17 protein-coding genes and 2 pseudogenes are annotated in these 19,688 nt (G+C 39.5%); 4 read left to right on the top strand and 15 right to left on the bottom strand.

What is annotated here, in order from left to right; all coding sequences use genetic code 11:
- Positions 1 to 3: 3 nt before the first annotated feature.
- From ACZ8ZH_RS08680 to ACZ8ZH_RS08670, 3 genes are all read right to left on the bottom strand, one after another.
- Complete coding sequence (locus ACZ8ZH_RS08680; RefSeq protein WP_087527476.1) at positions 4 to 423, bottom strand: cation efflux protein, CzcI-like; 420 nt, start codon at positions 421 to 423, stop codon at positions 4 to 6.
- 65 nt (positions 424 to 488) lie between these two features.
- Positions 489 to 1,397 carry a cation diffusion facilitator family transporter gene (locus tag ACZ8ZH_RS08675; RefSeq protein WP_119063947.1) on the bottom strand — a complete coding sequence of 303 codons (909 nt, stop codon included), beginning with the start codon at positions 1,395 to 1,397 and terminating at the stop codon, positions 489 to 491.
- A 131-nt stretch (positions 1,398 to 1,528) separates the two neighbouring features.
- Entirely contained in the window at positions 1,529 to 2,365 is an 837-nt protein-coding gene (locus tag ACZ8ZH_RS08670; RefSeq protein ID WP_470247929.1) for an SDR family NAD(P)-dependent oxidoreductase, read from the bottom strand.
- A 311-nt stretch (positions 2,366 to 2,676) separates the two neighbouring features.
- Between ACZ8ZH_RS08670 and ACZ8ZH_RS08665 the strand changes: the two genes are divergently transcribed.
- Complete coding sequence (locus ACZ8ZH_RS08665) at positions 2,677 to 2,835, top strand: hypothetical protein (RefSeq protein WP_162900279.1); 159 nt, start codon at positions 2,677 to 2,679, stop codon at positions 2,833 to 2,835.
- Positions 2,836 to 3,038: 203 nt separating this feature from the next.
- Here ACZ8ZH_RS08665 and ACZ8ZH_RS08660 read toward each other — a convergent pair.
- A pseudogene (locus ACZ8ZH_RS08660) lies at positions 3,039 to 3,308 on the bottom strand (EamA family transporter); the annotation flags it as partial.
- 56 nt (positions 3,309 to 3,364) lie between these two features.
- On the opposite strand from ACZ8ZH_RS08660, the gene ACZ8ZH_RS08655 reads away from it, so the two are divergent.
- Positions 3,365 to 4,393, top strand: coding sequence for an IS701 family transposase (locus ACZ8ZH_RS08655; RefSeq protein WP_086197162.1), 1,029 nt, complete (start codon positions 3,365 to 3,367; stop codon positions 4,391 to 4,393).
- 15 nt (positions 4,394 to 4,408) lie between these two features.
- Here the strand turns inward: ACZ8ZH_RS08655 and ACZ8ZH_RS08650 are convergent.
- From ACZ8ZH_RS08650 to ACZ8ZH_RS08605, 10 genes and pseudogenes are all read right to left on the bottom strand, one after another.
- A pseudogene (locus tag ACZ8ZH_RS08650) lies at positions 4,409 to 5,032 on the bottom strand (EamA family transporter); the annotation flags it as partial.
- Between the two features lie 107 nt (positions 5,033 to 5,139).
- Entirely contained in the window at positions 5,140 to 6,513 is a 1,374-nt protein-coding gene (locus tag ACZ8ZH_RS08645) for an amidohydrolase family protein (RefSeq protein WP_119063945.1), read from the bottom strand.
- A gap of 21 nt (positions 6,514 to 6,534) precedes the next feature.
- On the bottom strand, positions 6,535 to 7,455 hold the full coding sequence (locus tag ACZ8ZH_RS08640) for an ABC transporter permease (protein WP_119063944.1): 921 nt from the start codon (positions 7,453 to 7,455) through the stop codon (positions 6,535 to 6,537).
- Positions 7,456 to 7,476: 21 nt separating this feature from the next.
- A complete protein-coding gene (locus ACZ8ZH_RS08635) occupies positions 7,477 to 8,577 on the bottom strand; it encodes an ABC transporter permease (protein WP_119063943.1) in 1,101 nt (366 codons plus the stop codon).
- A gap of 23 nt (positions 8,578 to 8,600) precedes the next feature.
- Positions 8,601 to 10,163 (bottom strand): ABC transporter ATP-binding protein, encoded by a 1,563-nt coding sequence (locus ACZ8ZH_RS08630; protein ID WP_228199442.1) that lies wholly within the window; start codon positions 10,161 to 10,163, stop codon positions 8,601 to 8,603.
- 124 nt (positions 10,164 to 10,287) lie between these two features.
- The gene (locus ACZ8ZH_RS08625) at positions 10,288 to 11,310 is read right to left on the bottom strand and encodes a BMP family ABC transporter substrate-binding protein (protein ID WP_228199441.1); all 1,023 of its coding nucleotides are present in this window, start codon (positions 11,308 to 11,310) and stop codon (positions 10,288 to 10,290) included.
- A 340-nt stretch (positions 11,311 to 11,650) separates the two neighbouring features.
- A complete protein-coding gene (locus ACZ8ZH_RS08620; protein WP_119063940.1) occupies positions 11,651 to 12,631 on the bottom strand; it encodes an isopenicillin N synthase family dioxygenase in 981 nt (326 codons plus the stop codon).
- A 76-nt stretch (positions 12,632 to 12,707) separates the two neighbouring features.
- Entirely contained in the window at positions 12,708 to 13,757 is a 1,050-nt protein-coding gene (locus ACZ8ZH_RS08615; protein ID WP_228157007.1) for a BMP family ABC transporter substrate-binding protein, read from the bottom strand.
- A gap of 138 nt (positions 13,758 to 13,895) precedes the next feature.
- A complete protein-coding gene (locus ACZ8ZH_RS08610) occupies positions 13,896 to 14,381 on the bottom strand; it encodes a nucleoside deaminase (RefSeq protein WP_086210927.1) in 486 nt (161 codons plus the stop codon).
- A 24-nt stretch (positions 14,382 to 14,405) separates the two neighbouring features.
- The gene (locus ACZ8ZH_RS08605) at positions 14,406 to 15,461 is read right to left on the bottom strand and encodes an aromatic ring-hydroxylating oxygenase subunit alpha (RefSeq protein ID WP_119063939.1); all 1,056 of its coding nucleotides are present in this window, start codon (positions 15,459 to 15,461) and stop codon (positions 14,406 to 14,408) included.
- A gap of 306 nt (positions 15,462 to 15,767) precedes the next feature.
- Between ACZ8ZH_RS08605 and ACZ8ZH_RS08600 the strand changes: the two genes are divergently transcribed.
- Positions 15,768 to 16,691, top strand: a complete 924-nt coding sequence (locus ACZ8ZH_RS08600; RefSeq protein ID WP_119064045.1) for a LysR family transcriptional regulator — start codon at positions 15,768 to 15,770, stop codon at positions 16,689 to 16,691.
- 76 nt (positions 16,692 to 16,767) lie between these two features.
- Positions 16,768 to 18,120 carry an 8-oxoguanine deaminase gene (locus tag ACZ8ZH_RS08595; RefSeq protein WP_110975462.1) on the top strand — a complete coding sequence of 451 codons (1,353 nt, stop codon included), beginning with the start codon at positions 16,768 to 16,770 and terminating at the stop codon, positions 18,118 to 18,120.
- Between the two features lie 80 nt (positions 18,121 to 18,200).
- Here the strand turns inward: ACZ8ZH_RS08595 and ACZ8ZH_RS08590 are convergent, their stop codons facing one another.
- Positions 18,201 to 19,478: a DcaP family trimeric outer membrane transporter gene (locus ACZ8ZH_RS08590; protein ID WP_119063938.1), complete on the bottom strand. Its 1,278-nt coding sequence runs from the start codon at positions 19,476 to 19,478 to the stop codon at positions 18,201 to 18,203.
- Between the last annotated feature and the right edge of the window lie 210 nt (positions 19,479 to 19,688).

Here is a 19,688-nt window from a genome sequence, read left to right as displayed (position 1 = left end):
AGGCTACCCCACCATTAGCGGGGAAAGTTCAGGAGGCGGATGTTGCCCCAGTAAATCAGGAGCTTGATAGGCATTGTGCCAAAAAAATTGTGGCGGTTCTTTTATCTCAAGCGCGAGCGGCAGTTGATAGTTTTTTTCTTTCGGAATAATCAAATGTGCCATTGAAGGCAAATGATCTTGATGGTCTTCACCTAATTCAAACTGATCATTTGCCGTTTGAGTATGGTCATCAATACTACTTTGTTGATGTGCTTTCGCATCCGATACACACAAAGTGGATTGATGATGCCCAAAATGAAAATTTTGTTGCGTCACGACTTGAGTTTTTTGTTCTTCATGGACGCAAAAAGCTGCCGCCACGTTCCAAAGACTTTGGAACATGAATAAAGCAACTAAGACGCTAATCCACGTGGTAGAACGCATAATGTCGTACTGAAAAAAACTGATGCTATTGTAAAGCCTAGACTAAGTCTAAGGTCAAGCCTTTTTTAATGACTATGTTCGTGTTGGTGTGGATGGCATTCATCATCTTCAATCTGTAAAGTCACTTGGGTAATGCCGTGCTCATGTCCTAATAACTCCACAGCTTGGTGGTATAAAGCTCTCTGATCTACATCAGGAGCGATCAAATGCGCGGTTAAATGCACATTTTTAGAGGTAATGGCCCAAACTTTAAGTTGATGAATCCCTTGTACACCGTCTAAAGCCAACAAGTCATTGCGTAGGGATTCGATATCAATTTCACTTGGTACACCTTCGAGCAAAATATTGATACTTTGCTTCAGTAGCACCCAAGTTCGAGGTAAGACCCAAAAGCCGATCAACACCGCAATAACGGTATCTACCCACATCCAACCCGTGAAATAAATCACCAATGCGCCTATGATCACACCCACAGAGCCCAAGGCGTCACTCAACACCTCAAGATAAGCCCCTTTCACATTTAAGCTGTCTTGACTGCTCGACACCAAAATTTTCATTGAAATTAGGTTAATGATTAAACCCAAAACAGCAACGACCAACATGCCTATACTTTGGATTTCGGGGGGCTGGCTAAAGCGCTGATAAGCTTCATATAAAATGTAAATCGCTACAACAAACAACATCATGGCATTGAACAATGCTGCCAAGATTTCAAACCGTTGATAGCCAAAGGTACGTTTATCATCGGCAGGTTTTTGTCCAATTTTGATGGCGGCTAAGGCAATCGCCAAAGCCGCAGCATCAGTAAACATGTGCGCCGCATCGGACAATAAGGCTAAACTTTGTGTGATAAATCCAGCAATAACCTCAACAATTAAAAATGTCGTGGTCAAGGCAAGTGCAAGCGTTAATTTCTTGGCATTTTTTGCAGTCACTTCAACATGGCTGTGATCATGGTTATGAGAACCACTCATGTAGGACTCCTTATCATTTTAATGGATGCAATGCTTTAGCATTGAAATCGAAGCTTTTTTTGATTTGAAAAATTACTCGATTCAGCATACTCGGTTAAAACAATAAAATCATCCTTCAAGTTTGCCAGTCTTTATTTTTGACGCTTTTTCCCAGTCAAAAAGTTCATGGCTTGTGTATAACCTGTCGGTGTAATGCGTTGTACCAGATCCATAATTTTGGCATCTGTTCCAATTAAGACACGGCGCTCATTTTTTCCCACAGCCTTTAAAATGGACTGTGCTGCCACATCTGGCGGAGTTTTAAGCATTTTGTTGAAAGAACGGCTAGCACGCTCAGGGTTCATACCTAGCGCATGAATACTGTCACTCATTCGAGCACTATTGGCGATATTGGTTCGTATACCACCTGGGTGAACACAAGTCGCACTGACACCACAGTTTTCTAGGTCTAGTTCTTGACGTAGTGCTTCGGTAAAACCACGAACAGCAAATTTTGTCGCATTATAGGCACTCTGGGTAGGCTGTGCAGTGAGTCCAAATAAGCTTGAAATATTCACAATATGCCCAGCACCACTTTTCTTTAAGTAGGGTAAAAAAGCTTTGGTTCCATACACCACACCCCAAAAATTGATTTTAAAGATCCATTCCGCATCTTCATAGCTCAAGCCTTCAACAGTACTGGCTAAGGCAACACCTGCATTGTTGAAAATTAAATTGATCTGGCCAAAGTCTTGTTCACATTGTTTGGCCCAGTCCTCAACAGCTTTGCGGTCTGAAACATCTAGTTTTGTAAGTGTGACCGAAACAGGATAATCTTTGACAAGCTTTAATGTTTCTGCCAAACCTTGCTCATTGACATCACTGAGTGCCAAATGCGCACCTTGTTTGGCTAATTGAATAGCCAACTGCTGTCCGATACCAGAACCTGCACCCGTGATCGCAGCAACTTTATTCTCAAAATTTTTCATCATGCTCTCTAGCTATCATTTTAAACTTTATGCTTAGGTCAATTAGGCTAACTCTACACATACAAAGTACCACTGTATTTAATGTACAAAAATTTAGATCATGAATGAAATGGAATTCTCTCATGGTTCAGTATGTATAAAATTCATAGTGAATATTCTTTCACTTTTGCTTAACAGGCAATAATGAAAACCATAACAGTTCTATATATTTGCCAATACGCTGTTATATTTTTTTAATCATGTTCTGTATCTGTTTCATGCTGTCTGTGCTTTGCATAATGTACACATCACCTCAGTTGAGTGCAGTAACCATGAAAGATCTAGACCCTAAAAAACCAGCAAAATATGCGGATAGTTCTATTTCGGACAAAGCATTTAAAAACATGATTATCTGGTTTGCTATTTATTGTGGGCTATTTTGCTTGGGCGTTATTTTTGTTATTGGAGCAGATAAAAACTATTTGTCTTAAAGCAAAGCCATATAGTTGGAAAACATATCTGTAGGCTAAGATGAGAGTTTCAAATCTACATTTTGACTTTATCTATACTGGTACGAGCTTAAGCTACATATCCGTTTAAGCTCTTCACACGCAGATAGAATATGGGTTAATTCCGTATCCCATTTATTTAGTATAACCAATGTCATTACAAATAAATGACAATGCCTTATTGATTAAGCCCAAATCACTAGAAAAGCGGCAATCACCACCAAAATAATGCCTAAATGTTCAGCTCGTGCCAATTTTTCCTTAAAGAAAAAGGCAGAGATCAACATACTAAAAATGATCTCAACTTGCCCTAATGTTTTAACAATTGGAACGGACTGCATACTCATCGCGCTAAACCAGCCCAATGAAGCAAGGAAACTACATAAACTGACGCGAAATGTAAGTCCCACTCGCTGCCACATCGCCCATAAAGTAACACGACGAAATATACCTAATAGGACTTACGCATTGACGGATTCAAAAAAGTATTAAAATACTTTATAAAGTATCTGTGATCAGACGAATTAAACATGCTTCTACAGCAACTTGTACATTACCCATTTATATGGGCTTTCTCATGACAGAACCGAACTCTATTAGCTGCACACAACTTGCCGAGACTTATAATATCTCGCATGATAGTGTAAATCGCTTTCTAGAGCGTGAAGACTACACACCTCACGACCTATATCAAGAATCAATTCAACATATTGATAATAATAAACTTATAGTCAGTATTGATGATACTGTTTTAGATAAACCATATAGTCAACATATGGACTTGGTTAGCTATTTTTGGTCAGGCAAACACCACCGATCCGTCAAGGGTATTAATCTCATTACCTTGTATGCGACAGATCGAAATGGTCAAAATATTCCAATTAATTTCCGAATTTATGACAAATCTGAAAGTAAAACCAAGAATGATTACTTTATGGATATGTTAAGTGAAGTACTCAGTTGGGGTGCAAAGATTCAATTTATTACAGGTGATAGTTGGTATTCATCGACTGGAAATCTAAAAACCATAAGAAAATATGGTATTCGATTTATGTTTGGTATCGACTGTAACCGTAAGGTTTCCCCAGAAAAAGGACAATGGTTTCAACTGCGCTTATTGCCAGATTTCCATCAGGGTCAAGTGATCTGGCTCAAAGATTTTGGCTTTGTACAATTATTTAAGACTCAGTTAAAAGAACAGCAGAGGTTTTATATTGTGCATCAAGATGAAGATGATTTATTGTCCTTTGAAGGTTTTCATGAATTACATTCAAGTCATTGGAAAATAGAGCAATATCACCGGGTGATTAAACAGGTTTGTCATATTGAAAAGTTTCAAGTAAGACGATCTAAACTGATTTTGAATCATATTTTTTCAGCCTTGATGGCCTACGTTGAGATACAAAAGAACCAGTTTGAGCGGATCTTTGAAAATATATATCGTTGGCAGAAGAAATTATTTAGACCAATTATCAAAAACTTCATTGATGACTTTATTCTCGATAAAAATCATCTGCTACCACAGAGAATCTATAAGTAATAGTGCGTAAGTCCTACCTAAGTAAATTAAGAGCAATGAACACTGTGTACCAATCACACAGATAAGAACCCACGCCGCACGGTGAATAAACGGTAAATTAGTGAGTTCTAAACTGGCTTCACGTACCAAAAGCGATGTGATAGCAAAACATAAGCCACTACCAATACCTATACATAAGGTCTGTAATGAAAAATCGGAAAAGCCGCGACCTTTGGACATGAGGAATACCGCAAAACCGCCAATCACGACTCCTACCCAGCCTAAAATACTCAGGTGGTCAGATAAAAAGATAACTGCAACAATTGCTGCCAAAATGGCCTCACTTTTAGCAAGCCCAACACCAATTGCATAGTTTTTTTGTTTAAATAACTGAACCATTAATGCAGTTGCTGCAATTTGGCTAATTGCAGCAATAAAGATATAAGTAGCAAAACGTGGATTAAAATGAACAACTTCAACAATAGGTTGAAAATGATAAAGACTCACGATGTATATAAATGCCAAAGGTAAAGCAAAAATAAACCTTGCGAGTGTTACACCATATACATCGACAGTCGTACTGAGTTGCTTTTGGAAAGCATTTCGCCAAGCCTGCATAAATGCAGCCATAAGCGTAAAAAGAATCCATGTAACTCCCATCAAGCACCCAATATGTCATTACTTATAAAACATAATTTACCTGCTTAAAGGCAGAACATGTACTTTATTTTCATGACTTATTATTATGTGATGAATAACTTAAGTTCTCATCCAATTTCACGTTGTAACTCATTGACGGCATTCCCACGAAGACTAAGCCAATCTTCACGTCTTTTAAACAGTAATGGCGCTGCTCGATTCACCTGATCAATTAAATGCTGTAAGTCAGCATTCATTAGCTTGCCATTTTGTACGACTGTTTGACCTGCCACCATGGTCATGACAACATCTTGACCCTGAACTGCATGTACTAAATTATGATGTAAATTGAATAATTTCCCTTCACCAATTAAAGGGGTCATTCGTGGCGTTGCTGTTTTTATTGCAATAATATCTGCCTGCTTCCCTGTTTCAATAGAACCGATGCTTTCTTGCATACCTAAAGCTTTAGCCCCAAGAGTTGTCGCCATTTTACATACAGACCATGCATCTAGTGCGGAAGCATCTAAATTTGCAAATTTTGCCAACAATGATGCTGTTTTCATCTCTTCAAACATATCTAAATTATTATTTTCTTTTTCACCATCTGTTCCCAAACCAACCGCTACCCCTTTAGCTAACATTTCTCGAATAGGTGCTGCACCTGATGCTAATTTCATATTCGATATTGGATTATGTGCCACTCCCACCTGATAGTTTTTTAAGATGTCGATTTCTGTGGAGTTAGCCCATACACAATGCGCCAATAAGCATTGCGGTGCATCGAGTAAACCAAGTTGTTCTAAGGTTTGAATGGGGCGTTTATTATAGCGTTTAAGGTTTTCTTCAACATCAAACTTACTTTCATTACTATGCGTATGAAAGCCTGTTTGGTAGTCCTGACATAAGTGTTGTATACGTTTTAATGCTTGCTCTTCTGCATAAAATAAATGCTCCAAACCCACCCAAACATTGATACGACCATTTGCACCTTGATGCCACTGTTGAATCAGCACTTCATTGCTATGCAACGTTTCAAAATAATTATGATCAGGATGCTCTGCGACATAAGGCACCAGTACTGCACGAATACCTAGTTCCTTGGCAGCTTCAGCACTGCCATCCATAAACCGCCACATATCTACAATCGTTGTTGTGCCAGAAAGTAGCGCTTCCGCATAGCACAGATAAGATGCCATTTTCGCATCTTCAGGTAATAAAACCCGGTGCATTGGGTCGATAAACTGCTGTAACCAGTCCCATACAGATAAACCTTCGGCAGTACCTCGCAGTAAACCTGAGTGACAGTGTGTATTCACAAGGCCTGGCATGAGCACAGCATCTGCATAATGTTCTACCACTAGATTAGGGAATTGAGCACGGATCTCTTCCAGTTTACCAACCTGCTGAATCAAAGTACCCTCTACTACAATGGCACCATTTTTGATGCAATCCAAATTTTGATTCATGGTGAGTACATAATCTGCACTTAATATTTTCATAGCTTTCTCAATGGATCCAATTTAAGGGGTAAATGTTTTGCCAAGTGATGCAGGTAAATTCAGCTTCAACAGTTTTTTATCTCGAGAAATCACCACCAAGACCACTATCGTTGCAACATATGGCAGCGCGGACAAAAGCTCATTGGGAATGTTTAAACCCAATGCTTGAGCATGAAACTGTAAAATTGTCACTCCACCAAAAAGATAAGCACCCAACATTAAACGTGCTGGTTTCCAAGCAGCAAAAACCACTAAAGCAATTGCAATCCAACCGCGCCCCGCAACCATGTTTTCAATCCACATTGGGGTATAAACAGTCGATAAAAATGCCCCCCCAATACCTGCCATTGCCCCACCAAATAAAACAGCACAGTAACGAATACCTAGAACGTTATAACCCATTGCATGTGCGCTTTCAGGTGACTCCCCAACTGCTTTAAGTAACAGCCCTAAACGCGTCTTTGCCAAGACCCACCAAACAAATACAAAGGCCAAAATGGATAAATACACCACATAGTTTTGTTGAAATAAGATGGGGCCAATCAATGGAATATCTGACAATACAGGTATATTTAAATTTTGTAGTCCGGGTAAAGCCGTACTGACATAGTTCTGTCCAATAAATGCAGAAATACCGATACCAAAAATAGTAAGGGCTAAGCCACAAGCAGATTGATTGGTACTGAGTGAGAGTGTAAAAAATGCAAAAATCAAAGACATCAACATCCCAGCCAAAGCCCCGACTAACAATGCGCTGGCTACGCTGGCCTCATACTGGGCTGCAAAAGCAAAACCCGCAATTGCTCCGACCAACATCATGCCTTCGACACCTAAGTTAATTACCCCAGTACGTTCAGCAACTAACTCCCCCAAACCAGCAAAAACCAGAGGAGTTGCAGCTGCAATCGTACCTGCCAAAATAGCGGTTACTTCTATACTCATAATGAACTTTCCTCTCTAAGTTTAAGCGACAGTTGGGTCAGTTTCTGACATCTTTGATTTGAGCTTCTTTTTTGCAAACCGATAACGTTTTTCTATCAACACATCTGAAGCTAATAAAAAGAACAGCAATAGACCTTGGAAAATCCCTGTAATAGCAACAGATAATTGCAGTTCCATTTGCGCCATTTCACCGCCCAAATAAAGTAAAGCCATTAAAAAACCAGAGAGTACAATTCCAATAGGATTTAAACGACCTAAATAAGCCACGATGATGGCTGCATAACCATAGCCTGGTGAAATGTTTGGATTTAACTGTCCAATCGGTCCTGCAACCTCGCAAAGACCTGCGATACCCGCCATAAAACCAGATAACCCTAAACTAAGCCAGACCGCTTTTTTTGATGAAAAGCCGGCATATTTTGCAGCCATCGGTGCTTGACCACTGACTTCTAACTTATAAGCACTCATGCTTTTTTTAATAAATACCCAAAAAATAACCACAGCCAGAAAGGTAATAAAAATCGAAGCATTCACACGAGTACCTTCAATGACAAAAGGCAAAGTCGCACTTTCATTGAACATGACCGATTGTGGAAAGTTCATACCATCTGGGTCTCGCCACGGCCCATTCACCAGATATAACAAAACAAAAAGTGCAACATAGTTCATCATTAAGGTCGTAAGGGTCTCTTCTGCATTAAAATGTGTTTTCAAAAATGCAGGAATCAGTCCCCAAAATGCACCACCAATGGCCCCCATGACCACCATTAAAGGGAGGATCCACCAACCTGTATGGTCATGAAATAAAATTGCAATTCCGCCACCAAAAATAGCCCCCATAGTCAGTTGACCTTCGGCACCGATATTGAATAGTTTTGCGCGAAAGCCAATAGCTAAGCCAAGTGCGATGAGAATTAATGGGCTGGCTTTAATGGTGAGCTCACTGAGGTTATATAGTGAAGTTAGCGGTTCAACAAAAAAGATATACAGTGCGCGCGCAGGATCTACCCCAAGCATCAGAAACAGTAAGCTACTGACCACCAGCATTGCACTTAGTGCAATAACAGGTGATAACCATTTCATGACTTGAGAAGGCTTTTCTCTAGGTTCTAATAAATACATGTGACCACCTTTAGATGAAATGATTAAGCTTGAACTTGTTGTGAATGAGCTAAATCTACAGTGTGTGCAACACTGGTAATCCCTGACATCAACAACCCAATTTGTTCTGCATTGGTACTACGGGTCTGCATAGGTTCGGATAGTTTTCCAGCAGCCAATACACAAATGTAATCACTAATTTCAAACAATTCTTCGAGCTCTTCAGAAATCACCAAAATCGCAACGCCTTGTCTAGATAAATCAATCAATGTTTGTCGAATAAACATTGATGCTCCTACGTCAACGCCCCAAGTAGGTTGAGAAATAATGAGAACTTTGGGCTGTTGTAAAATTTCTCGACACACGATGAATTTTTGTAAGTTACCACCTGAAAGTGAGCGTGCTTCTGCTTGTGCACCAGAAGCCTTTACACTAAATTTTTCAATACATTTTTCTGCAAATAGTTTGGTTTTTTCAAAGTTAATCAGTCCAAATTTAGTCAAACCCTGCCTAAATGCAGTCAATAGCGCATTTTCAGACAGTGTCATATTGGGTACAGCACCTCGCCCTAAACGTTCTTCGGGGACAAAGCCTAAGCCCAAATCACGACGTGCACCTGCGGATATCTTGCCGACATTTTGCCCCTCTAGATAAATGCTGCCATTTGTGGTTATTTTCTCTCCAGAGATTAAAGACAAAAGTTCTGCTTGCCCATTGCCCGAAATGCCTGCAATACCGAGGATCTCTCCCGCTTTTAAGTTCAGGCTGATATTTTCTAGCGCAACACCGAAAGGATCATCTGTGGGTTGATTTAAACTCGAAACCTCAAACAATACTTGCTTCTCACCTAGATATTCATCGTGAATATACGTAGGTAACTCACGTCCAATCATTAAACGTGCCAAATCACTGGTACTATTTTCTTCTGGTCTAACATGGCCTGTAACTTTACCATTTCGTAAAATGGTTGCTTCATCACATAACTCTTTAATTTCATGAAGTTTATGACTGATATACAAAATAGAGACACCTTGTGAAGCGAGTAATTTCAATGTCTTAAATAATTGTTGAACCGCTTGTGGAGTAAGTACTGAGGTTGGTTCATCTAAAATAATGAGGGAGGGGCTTTGTAATAGACAGCGGATAATTTCCACACGTTGCCGTTCGCCCACTGAGAGTGAATACACTTCACGGCGCGGATCAACAGGTAAACCGTATTGTTCAGATACTGCAATGATTTTTTCATTGAGCGTTTTTATGTCAATTTTCTCATCGAGACCAAGTTGAATATTTTCTGCAACAGTTAAAGTCTCAAACAAAGAGAAATGCTGATAAACCATGCCAATGCCCAATTTTCTCGCTGTCGAAGGGCTATCTATTTTGACTTCTTTACCATTCCAAAGAATTTGGCCTTCATCGGCTTTGGTCGCACCATAAATAATTTTCATGAGTGTGCTTTTTCCAGCACCATTTTCGCCTAAGATGGCATGGATTTGACCCGCATGAACTTTGAGATGAATTTGATCATTTGCACGTAGCGAATTATAACTTTTGCAAATATTAATTAACTCTAAGCGAGTACTTGCTTGTTGAGGTTCTCTATGCATGACCTTAGTGATATGACTGTCTGGTGTATTCATGATTGTGATGCTCTTTCGAATCTCTGCATTGAATGTCCATTCAGCTCGTATCGTACTAAATGGACAAAACCGTGACGTCTCAAACGATGCGTTATTTCGGAAGTGAACCTTCTACACCTTTGACGTAATAGTTCATTTTGCTCAGCGTCGCATCATCTAAAGTTTTTCCTTTGGCAATCACCAAACTGCCATCTTGTTTATAAATCGGTCCTGAAAATGGGTGAAGTTTGCCTGAATGAATGTCATCACGTACTTTGAGTGCTGAGGCTTTAACATTGGCAGGAACAGAAGGTCCAAAATTTTCAATATTGACTGCACTTTGTTTGACGCCATACCAAGTTGCACTTGGTTTCCATGTTTTATTTGCCACTTGAGTCATGGTTGGAGTATAAATTTTTTCCCAATGCAAAACCGATGCAGCCAAGTGTGCTTTAGGACCAAATTTACTCATATCAGAGTCCCAGCCAAAGGCAAAAACACCCTTTTGTTGTGCCGCTTGTACAACTGCTGGCGAGTCAGTGTTTTGCATTAATACATCTGCTTTTTGTGAAATTAAGGCCAGTGCAGCATCACGTTCTTTACCTGGGTTAAACCAAGAGTTCACCCAAATGACTTTCGTTTTAACTTTTGGATTAACACTTTGTGCACCCAATGTGTAAGCATTGATATTGCGCACCACTTCGGGGATTGGGAACGAGGCAACTACACCGAGCACATTCGATTTGGTTTTTTGACCAGCGACGACTCCAAGCATATACGCCCCTTCATAAGTCCGCACATCATAGACCCCTAGGTTTTTACCCTGTTTGTAGCCAGTTGCATGCATAAATACAGTATTAGGGAACTGTTTCGACACTTTTTCCATGGCATTCATATAGCCAAAAGAAGTTGCAAAAATTACTTTATTACCTTGTTGTGCCAAATTACGAATCACACGTTCTGCATCAGCCGTTTCGGGTACATTTTCGATATAAGACGTCTTATATTTTCCAGCCAAGGCTTTTTCCGCCTTTATTCGTCCTTGATCATGTGAATATGTCCAACCATGATCGCTGGTCGGGCCAATATATACAAAAGCAGCTTTATCTACAGCAAATGCCTGTGTAGCCCCCATCAACCCCAATAGACTTGTGAGTACTATTTTTATAGCTGTTTTTTTCATCGAAAATTTATTTTCTAAACATTTTGACATCATCGGCTCCCTAGGTTTTAACCTAAAAATATATTGACTCGATATAAATGGATCTTTCATACCCTCTTTCTAATAAATAGCAATATTCGTTCCAACTATTTAGAAAAATAGAACTGCACCACTATAAATATATTTATTATTTTAATAATTTTTCAATTAAATAAAAAAACCACCATTATTTATGGTGGTTTTTTATTTTAAATACACATCAGTCATTATTTATATAAAATAAATTTTATAATAAAAAGTGAACGTAAGGATTTTATTCATAAACAGGAATTTCTTGTGGTTTTACATCAAACGAACGTTGATACATCTCTTCCATATGTTCTCCTGCCGTACATGATGTGTAACTGGAGCGCTCTCCCTGCTGAATTGTTCCAGGAAGTGCATCAATTTGTGTGAAATAACTCGGACCATAGAAAAATGGAATGGAATAACGTGACTTTCCATTTGAATATAAGTTTCGAACTCGATGTGGATTGGACTTATATAAGCCATTGGTCCATCTTGGAATTAAATCACCCAAATTCACCACAAAGGTATCAGCAATCGGTGGTGCAGAAACCCAAACGCCATCAGGCATACAGACCTCTAAGCCGCCCAAATCATCTTGCGCTAAAATGGTGATTGAACCCCAATCTGTGTGCGCACCTGCACCAAAAGTATCAGCAGCGGCATCTTTCGGATGAGCGGGATAGCGTAGCATTCTTAGTGTTACCATTGGATTTATACAGCATTCATCAAAATAATGCTCTGGCAAATTTAATGATAAAGCCAAAAGCTGCATAATTCTCTCAGAGAGCCCCATCATGGCATCAATATATGCTTGGCAGAACGCCTCAGTTTCAGGCACTTCCGTATGCGGCCATTGATTTAAGCCATAATTTTGATATTTTGCGACCACAAAAGGATGATCTGGAGCATAGTTCTTACCACAATAAAATCCTTCTTTAATGTCGGCCTTAGCAGTAAAGTCGAGCTTTTGCGCTGCAATTTCCTCAAAACCTCTATGACTTGGACTATTATTTTGGTCATACTTTTTTTTGACACTTTGAGGTAAATCAAAAAGCTCCTTTGCAAGTTCAAACTGCCGTTGCACCAAAGCCAAATCTATCGAGTGATTTTTCACATAGAAAAAGCCTGAGCTCATTGCAGCCGTTCGGATTGATCGCACAATGTCATCTAACTGATTGGCATTTGGGTGGAAAGCATAGTGAAGATCTATAACAGGAATACTCATATTTAACCCTCATGTGTAAAGCCCAGAGTGTGCCATACAGCTCTAGGCGATTATTTTTCGATTTAGTCATGACTATTTATTTAGGTAGTGAGCCGTCTACACCCCTGACGTAATAGTTCATCTTGCTGAGTTCTACATCTGTCAGCGTTTTGCCTTTGGCTATAATTAAACTGCCATCCTGTTTATACAACGGTCCTGAAAATGGGTGAATTGCCCCTGTTTTGAGTGAGTCTCGAACTGCTAGCGCTTTATTTTTTTCAGCGGTAGAAACTGCTACTCCAAAATTTTCAATATTCACTGCATTTTGTTTCACGCCATACTTATAAGCAGTTGATTTCCAAGTTTTATTCTGAACCTGTTTCATCACTGGCTCATAAATTTTTTCCCAGTGTAATACAGCTGCTGCCAAATGAGCTTTTGGTCCAAATTTGCTCATGTCTGAGTTCCAACCAAATGCATACACCCCTTTTTGCTGTGCAGCTTGCACAACAGCAGGAGAGTCTGTGTTTTGCATGAGCACATCTGCTTTTTGTGCAATGAGTGCCATTGCAGCATCACGCTCTTTTCCTGGATTAAACCATGTATTTGCCCAAATCACTTTGGTGCTCACCTTTGGATTTACACTTTGTGCACCCAGTGTGTATGCATTGATGTTTCTAACAACTTCTGGAATAGGAAATGACGCAACAACTCCAATGATATTAGTCTTGGTTTTCTGTCCCGCTAGCACGCCCAACAAATAGGCCCCTTCATAAGTTCTAAGCTCATACACCCCTAAGTTCTTAGCTTGCTTATAGCCAGTTGCATGCATAAATACAGTATTAGGAAATTGCCTCGCAACTTTCTCCATAGCATTCATATAACCAAAAGACGTTCCGAATATGACTTTATTTCCTTGTTGTGCAAGATTACGAATCACCCGTTCTGCATCGGCTGTTTCGGGTACATTTTCGATATAAGACGTCTTAAATTTACCTGCCAATATTTTTTCTGCTTTGATCCGCCCTTGGTCATGTGAATATGACCAGCCATGATCACTGGTCGGTCCTAAATAAACAAAAGCGGCTTTATCCTGTGCATACACGGTATGACTCATCCATGTCCCAGCACTGACACAAAACAACATAACACTTTTTAATAATCTTCGTTTTAAATGCATTTCTGTTCCACCATAGATTATTTAACCAAGTAAAAATTATTATCAACTCTAAATTATTGCATTATAAAAAATCGACAATCAACCACATTTAAATAAATAATAATATTATCTATTGGCCCAAAAACTCATTTGTAGATCTACTGTTTCTTTTTCAAGTTCAAGGATTGGACCAATTAAATCAATATTTTTTTGCCCATGAGAAAATATATATTGTGAAGAAACATTCATGGTTGGGTTCTCATTATGATTACCTGTACACACTAAAAGTTTTTCCTCTGTCATGGCATAAACCACGCGTCCAATATTTGCCCAGTAAATCGTACCTGAGCACATGCAACATGGCTCTACAGCTGTATATAGTGTGCAGTTCCATAAATATTCTGGTGGATAATTGGTTGCAGCCACACGTGCTAAGGTCGACTCTGCATGATTTACAGTGTCAATATTGCACTGAGTTAACAGGACAGTCTCATGGTCAGGTGCAACCAATACTGCACCAAATGGGTGGTGCCCTAAACTGATTGCACGCCTTCCAACATCATTTGAAAGCTTTAAAAATCGAATAATCTGTTCATGGCTCGGCTGATTCACAATGATCTACTCCATTTCTAAAAACTAAACGATATAACGCTTACTTAAACCCCACTCCGCCAGAATACGACGATATGTGGTCGAAGAACGGTCTGCTTCAAAGTGCGCCTCCATACCAATATCAAGTGGTAGTTCTTCTGGTTTTTGGCTTTCAACCATGTCTTGATCTTCTGCAAAAATTTGTGCATTAAAGGCGTAAACAGCTTCTAAGTCTCCAGTGGTATCAAAGTTACGGGTCAGTGGTACAAATAAACGGGTTTTATTGTGCGAGACTGGGCAACAGGCGTTTAAAATTTTCAACACCCCGTTTTCTGGGAAATATATGGTCAGGATCGCTGAAAATGGTGGATAAACATCAAATACCCGCTTCCATAAAAATCCTTCAGGTGCTAAATGCTGCATGCCATGTGGGTAATTGCTGACATCACTGACATATTCCGTATGTAAACCATAGTCTGTTCTTACTGTTGAATACTTTTGCACCACAGGATTATCGGCATCAGCAAAGGAAGCACTATGTACCCAAGCAAAATGAGCGACATCAATAAAACCTTCAAGTTGACGTCCACTTGAACCACCGATATCTACATATGGCGGTAAAATTGCTTGATGTTCACCATGATCCCATGTATCTAAATTTGGGAAATTCGCATCTGTTTCATTGCGACCAAATAAACTGGTCCAGATCAGACCATACCTTAGAACCACAGGAAATTTGGTTAGAGAAAAACGGTCTGAAATTTGGGTTAATTCAGGTTGCGCAGGAATTTTGACGCACTTGCCATCAGTATTGTAGTGTAAGCCATGATATGGACAGACTAAGTCTTCGCCTTTAACCCAGCCTTTAGTCAAAGGTACACCTCGATGTGGACAGATATCTCGAACTAAATGAATACTGCCACTTTCCGTTTTATACAACGCCATCTTGACGTCTAAAAGAATGACTTGTTGCGGTTTATCTGTAACATCCTGAATGCGCGCTACTGGATACCAATGCTGCGCTAAAATATTCCAATCCGTTGGATCAAAGTCGCTGCCATGCGGTTGACTAAAGAGATTAAGCACTGGAATTGCATTCATATTTAACTCACAAAAGGTTCTTTATTTCATCAATTTATCTATCAACAAGCTATTTTTTCCTCGTTGATAAAACCGTTGTATTTGATTAAAAAATAAAGATTTTTATAACATTCTGTCTATTAGAATGTTTCGTACATTTCATTCTAAAAATAAGAACACCTTTTGTTTGCACATAGCGCATAACTCTGAGATTTTGCAGTTTTTGGCATGGAAATCGCTTAATTCTTATGATTGTTCCGGTCTAGGAAAATGCTCAATCATTTTCTACCTTGCTTTTAAACATACTTGGGGTATATCCATTTGACGATTAGCACTCCATTTTCACGTTTTTCAGACTATTTCATTGCTGTTGCCAGAACAGGAAGTCTAAGAAAAGCCGCAGATCAACTTTATATTTCAGTGTCTGCAGTCCATCGCCAAATTGCTCTTGCTGAAGAAGAGCTGGGAGTACCATTATTTGAACGCTTGCCCAATGGCCTAAAGCTCACGCTTGCAGGTGAAATGTTATATGCTGACCTTTTAAAGTGGCAAAAAGAATTCCAAATGACACGAGTCAGGTTTGATGAAATTCAGGGCTTGTCACGAGGGAATATTGAGTTAGGATTAATTTCAGCATTAAGTGATGGTTTCGTACTTGACTCTATTGAGTATATTTACCAGCAATATCCTTGGATCAATTTTAATATTCAAATTCAAGACAGTGATCAAGTTGCAAAAATGATTGCCAATGCCGAAATTGATTTTGGTATTTTGCTGAATCCCAAAGAACATCATCATCTAGATGTTTTGGCATTTATCGAAATCCCACTCGGATTTGTCATGTCCGAACAACATCCATTAGCTAAAGCCCCAAAAATCAATTTTTCAGATACAGTTAGCTTTAAGCATTTAATTCCGTGCGCACCACTCATTATTCATGACTATGCCAACGCATTGTATAAGCACCATAAATTTACGCCATCGCAGAAAACAGAGTGCAATGATATCCATATGTTGACATCACTGTTAAAACGTAATTTGGGCATTGGCTTACTGTCGTATATTGATGCATATCCCCTCATCCAAAATGAAAAGCTAATTTTTAGCCCAATCCATGAAAAGGGTCTATATCCTCTCACTATTGCACTTTGTGTTGCGCCTAAAAGACAAATTTCACGCATTTCTCAGGTCATGATTAAGCATTTAGTTGAGCAAATGGAGAAAGTCAAAAACAGTATGACGCTGCTCTAATTTTTTGTGTTGATAAATTATAAGCTTGGTATAAAAGTTGCTGTAGTTCTATCAAATAAAATATTTAGGTTGATCTATGGCTTCAATATGGATTAAAAACCCAATGGCTATTTATACTGCAAATGCATTTGATGCGCGCGGGGGACTACTGATTTCAGATGGGAAAATCACTGAGCTGATTGCTCTAGGAGCCAACCCTACTCAACCCTTTGAAGAAATATTTGATGCCAAAAATCTTGTCATTACGCCAGGGCTTATTAATAGCCATCATCATTTTTATCAAACTCTAACTCGGGCTTGGGCTCCTGTTGTAAATGCGCCACTTTTTCCTTGGCTGAAAACCCTTTATCCAGTTTGGGCCAAGCTTAATCCAGAGCAACTGCATTTAGCGACACAAGTAGCTTTGGCAGAACTTGTGCTTTCAGGTTGTACCTTCGCAGCCGACCACCATTATTTATTTCCAGAACAATTAACTGACGCGATTGATATTCAAGTACAAGCTGCACAACAAATTGGTTTACGAGTTATGCTCACTCGCGGTTCAATGAGCTTAGGCTCAGATGCAGGTGGTTTACCACCACAACATACTGTTCAAGAAATAGATACTATTTTAAAAGACTCTGAGCGTCTGGTTCAGCGCTATCATCAGCGTAGTGAAGACGCCATGGTGAATATTGCACTTGCACCTTGCTCTCCTTTTTCTGTGACACAAGATATTATGCGCGAAAGCGCTAAACTGGCGGATTTTTACGACGTTCGTCTACATACCCATTTAGCAGAAACCCTTGACGAAGAAAACTTTTGCATGCATATGTTTGGTATGCGAACCGTTGATTATTTAGAAAGCGTAGGCTGGCTCAATAGCAGAACATGGCTGGCTCACGGTATTCATTTTAATGCCGAGGAAATTACACGCTTAGGACAAGCCCATGTCGGAATTTGTCATTGTCCGCATTCTAATATGCGTTTAGCTTCAGGTATTTGCCCAACCTTTGAGCTCATACAAGCAGGTGTTCCTATTGGACTTGGTGTGGATGGTTCTGCTTCTGGCGATGCTTCTAATTTGATACTTGAGACGCGTCAAGCTATGTATTTACAGCGTTTAAAATATGGTGCCGAAACCATCACGCCTGAGCTAGCTCTTGGCTGGGCAACAAAAGGGTCAGCACAACTGTTGGGGCGTGAACAGCATTTAGGGCAAATTGCTGTTGGCTATCAGGCAGATCTTGCTTTTTATAGTCTAGATGAACTTCGTTTTTCAGGTGCACATGATCCACTTGCTGCACTATTGCTTTGTGGCGCTGATCGAGCAGAACATGTAATGATCAAAGGTCAATGGATCGTAAAAAATCAAAACCTAGTCTCGGTAGATTTAGAACGCTTACAAGCTGAACATCGTATTGCAGCTAAACAGTTATTAGCCGCTTAAAAACCGAAACATTGAATAAAAAAAATAAGAACTGAAGGGTTATTCCTTCAGTTCTTATGCGCGAAGTTTCACGTCAAAGACTAAAAGTTATAAATCGCAACCAAGTTCACACGGTTGTCTTCACCTTTCTTACTGCCATTTGCCGCAGGTGCAAACGCCTCACGCTCACCGTAGACATACTCAATCCCAAGACTAACAGGCTGAACAGGGCTATAGAATAAATTCCCCCATACCTGCCATAAGTTTTTATTGATTTTGGTATCATCAGCGACAGCATCAAGATAGTCCTGATTTTTATCAAAAGTCATATAACCATAAGCTAACGTACCGCGTAACTTGTCATTAAACTTCTGCGTTAAACCGACAGTAATTGAGTCAAACTCACTTTGTTCAATACTTGTACCCGTTGAAACAACACCCGAGTTGGTAAAGGATACAAAGCTGCTATCGCCTTTGACATGATAATAATCGGCTTTTACCGAAGTGACCGGAGAGATGTCAAATTTGGCACCAACACCTACGCCATACGCCCACTTTTCTTCATTTTGAATGCGTTTTTCATGCGCCATTGCACGTCCACTGACTGATAATGCATCATTAAACTTATGGTTCAGCCGACCGGTAAATGCAGGCATACGTTGGCTAATGCTGCTATCTTTCGGATCTTCCACGGCTGCAACTAAGTTGGTATTTGGCGTGAATTTATGAGTATAACGCACTTGAGGGGTACGTTTAATTGAAGCACCCACATAAGCCAAAGCATCAATCGTTTCAGGGATATAGTCTGGGGTTGCAAAGTTTGACCAGGTTTGACCAATTAACCAGTTCCCATAATTTAAATACGCATGACGAATACGTAAATTATCAAGGTTTGTACCGCCTAAAAAGTCAACCTCAATTTTAGCGTTTAAGTTCTGATCGGCCATGGGTGCCTTAAAATCCAAACCTAATCGTGTTGCTGAAAGTGTTGATCTTAAACGATCGCTATTTTCAGCATTACCCTCTAAAGGCACACTATTGATCTGATTATAGGGCATATCACGAGCACCACCTTCAGCCTGATACGATGCGTCCATACGAACATTACCGTATAAATTGAACTCTGCCCCACCTTTGGTTAAACCCAAACCCGTTTTTTCAACCGTCTTAGGCGCTGTTGACACTTGTCGCTCAACAGCACTCAGTTGAACAGCTTGCTGCTGTTGTTGCTGAGTGTACTGTTGAAGCATTTGTCTTAACGCATTTACTTCATTTCTCAGTTGTTCAACTTCTGTCGTAGTATTGCTTTGCGCATGTAATGCAGCGCTACTGAACATAGATAGTGTGACAACTAAAGCATTCTTCTTAAATTGTTTCATTTAACACGGGTCCTGTGTATATAAGTCTGTCCTGACTTTTACTCTTAATATTTTGGATCTCTTTTTCACTGCTGTTATTCAACGCAATGCAATTTTTTTAATACTTTAAAATTAATCTTTTATCGCATTAAAACTGCGTTAAAAACAACTTATAAAAAAGCATATTGATTCTAACAGTTCGTTCAGTTTTTAACATGAGCCTACTACTAA

Source organism: Acinetobacter sp. SW-226, from assembly GCF_055632855.1.
The sequence above is the reverse complement of the archived record's forward strand: the minus strand, read 5'-3'. Positions and strand labels throughout refer to the sequence as shown.

Coding starts and splice junctions, on each gene's coding strand:
- ACZ8ZH_RS08680 (WP_087527476.1), bottom strand. CDS start 423: ATGCGTTCTACCACGTGGATTAGCGTCTTAGTTGCTTTATTCATGTTC.
- ACZ8ZH_RS08675 (WP_119063947.1), bottom strand. CDS start 1,397: ATGAGTGGTTCTCATAACCATGATCACAGCCATGTTGAAGTGACTGCA.
- ACZ8ZH_RS08670 (WP_470247929.1), bottom strand. CDS start 2,365: ATGAAAAATTTTGAGAATAAAGTTGCTGCGATCACGGGTGCAGGTTCT.
- ACZ8ZH_RS08665 (WP_162900279.1), top strand. CDS start 2,677: ATGAAAGATCTAGACCCTAAAAAACCAGCAAAATATGCGGATAGTTCT.
- ACZ8ZH_RS08645 (WP_119063945.1), bottom strand. CDS start 6,513: ATGAAAATATTAAGTGCAGATTATGTACTCACCATGAATCAAAATTTG.
- ACZ8ZH_RS08640 (WP_119063944.1), bottom strand. CDS start 7,455: ATGAGTATAGAAGTAACCGCTATTTTGGCAGGTACGATTGCAGCTGCA.
- ACZ8ZH_RS08635 (WP_119063943.1), bottom strand. CDS start 8,577: ATGTATTTATTAGAACCTAGAGAAAAGCCTTCTCAAGTCATGAAATGG.
- ACZ8ZH_RS08630 (WP_228199442.1), bottom strand. CDS start 10,163: ATGCATAGAGAACCTCAACAAGCAAGTACTCGCTTAGAGTTAATTAAT.
- ACZ8ZH_RS08625 (WP_228199441.1), bottom strand. CDS start 11,310: ATGGGGGCTACACAGGCATTTGCTGTAGATAAAGCTGCTTTTGTATAT.
- ACZ8ZH_RS08620 (WP_119063940.1), bottom strand. CDS start 12,631: ATGAGTATTCCTGTTATAGATCTTCACTATGCTTTCCACCCAAATGCC.
- ACZ8ZH_RS08615 (WP_228157007.1), bottom strand. CDS start 13,757: ATGTTGTTTTGTGTCAGTGCTGGGACATGGATGAGTCATACCGTGTAT.
- ACZ8ZH_RS08605 (WP_119063939.1), bottom strand. CDS start 15,461: ATGAATGCAATTCCAGTGCTTAATCTCTTTAGTCAACCGCATGGCAGC.
- ACZ8ZH_RS08595 (WP_110975462.1), top strand. CDS start 16,768: ATGGCTTCAATATGGATTAAAAACCCAATGGCTATTTATACTGCAAAT.
- ACZ8ZH_RS08590 (WP_119063938.1), bottom strand. CDS start 19,478: ATGAAACAATTTAAGAAGAATGCTTTAGTTGTCACACTATCTATGTTC.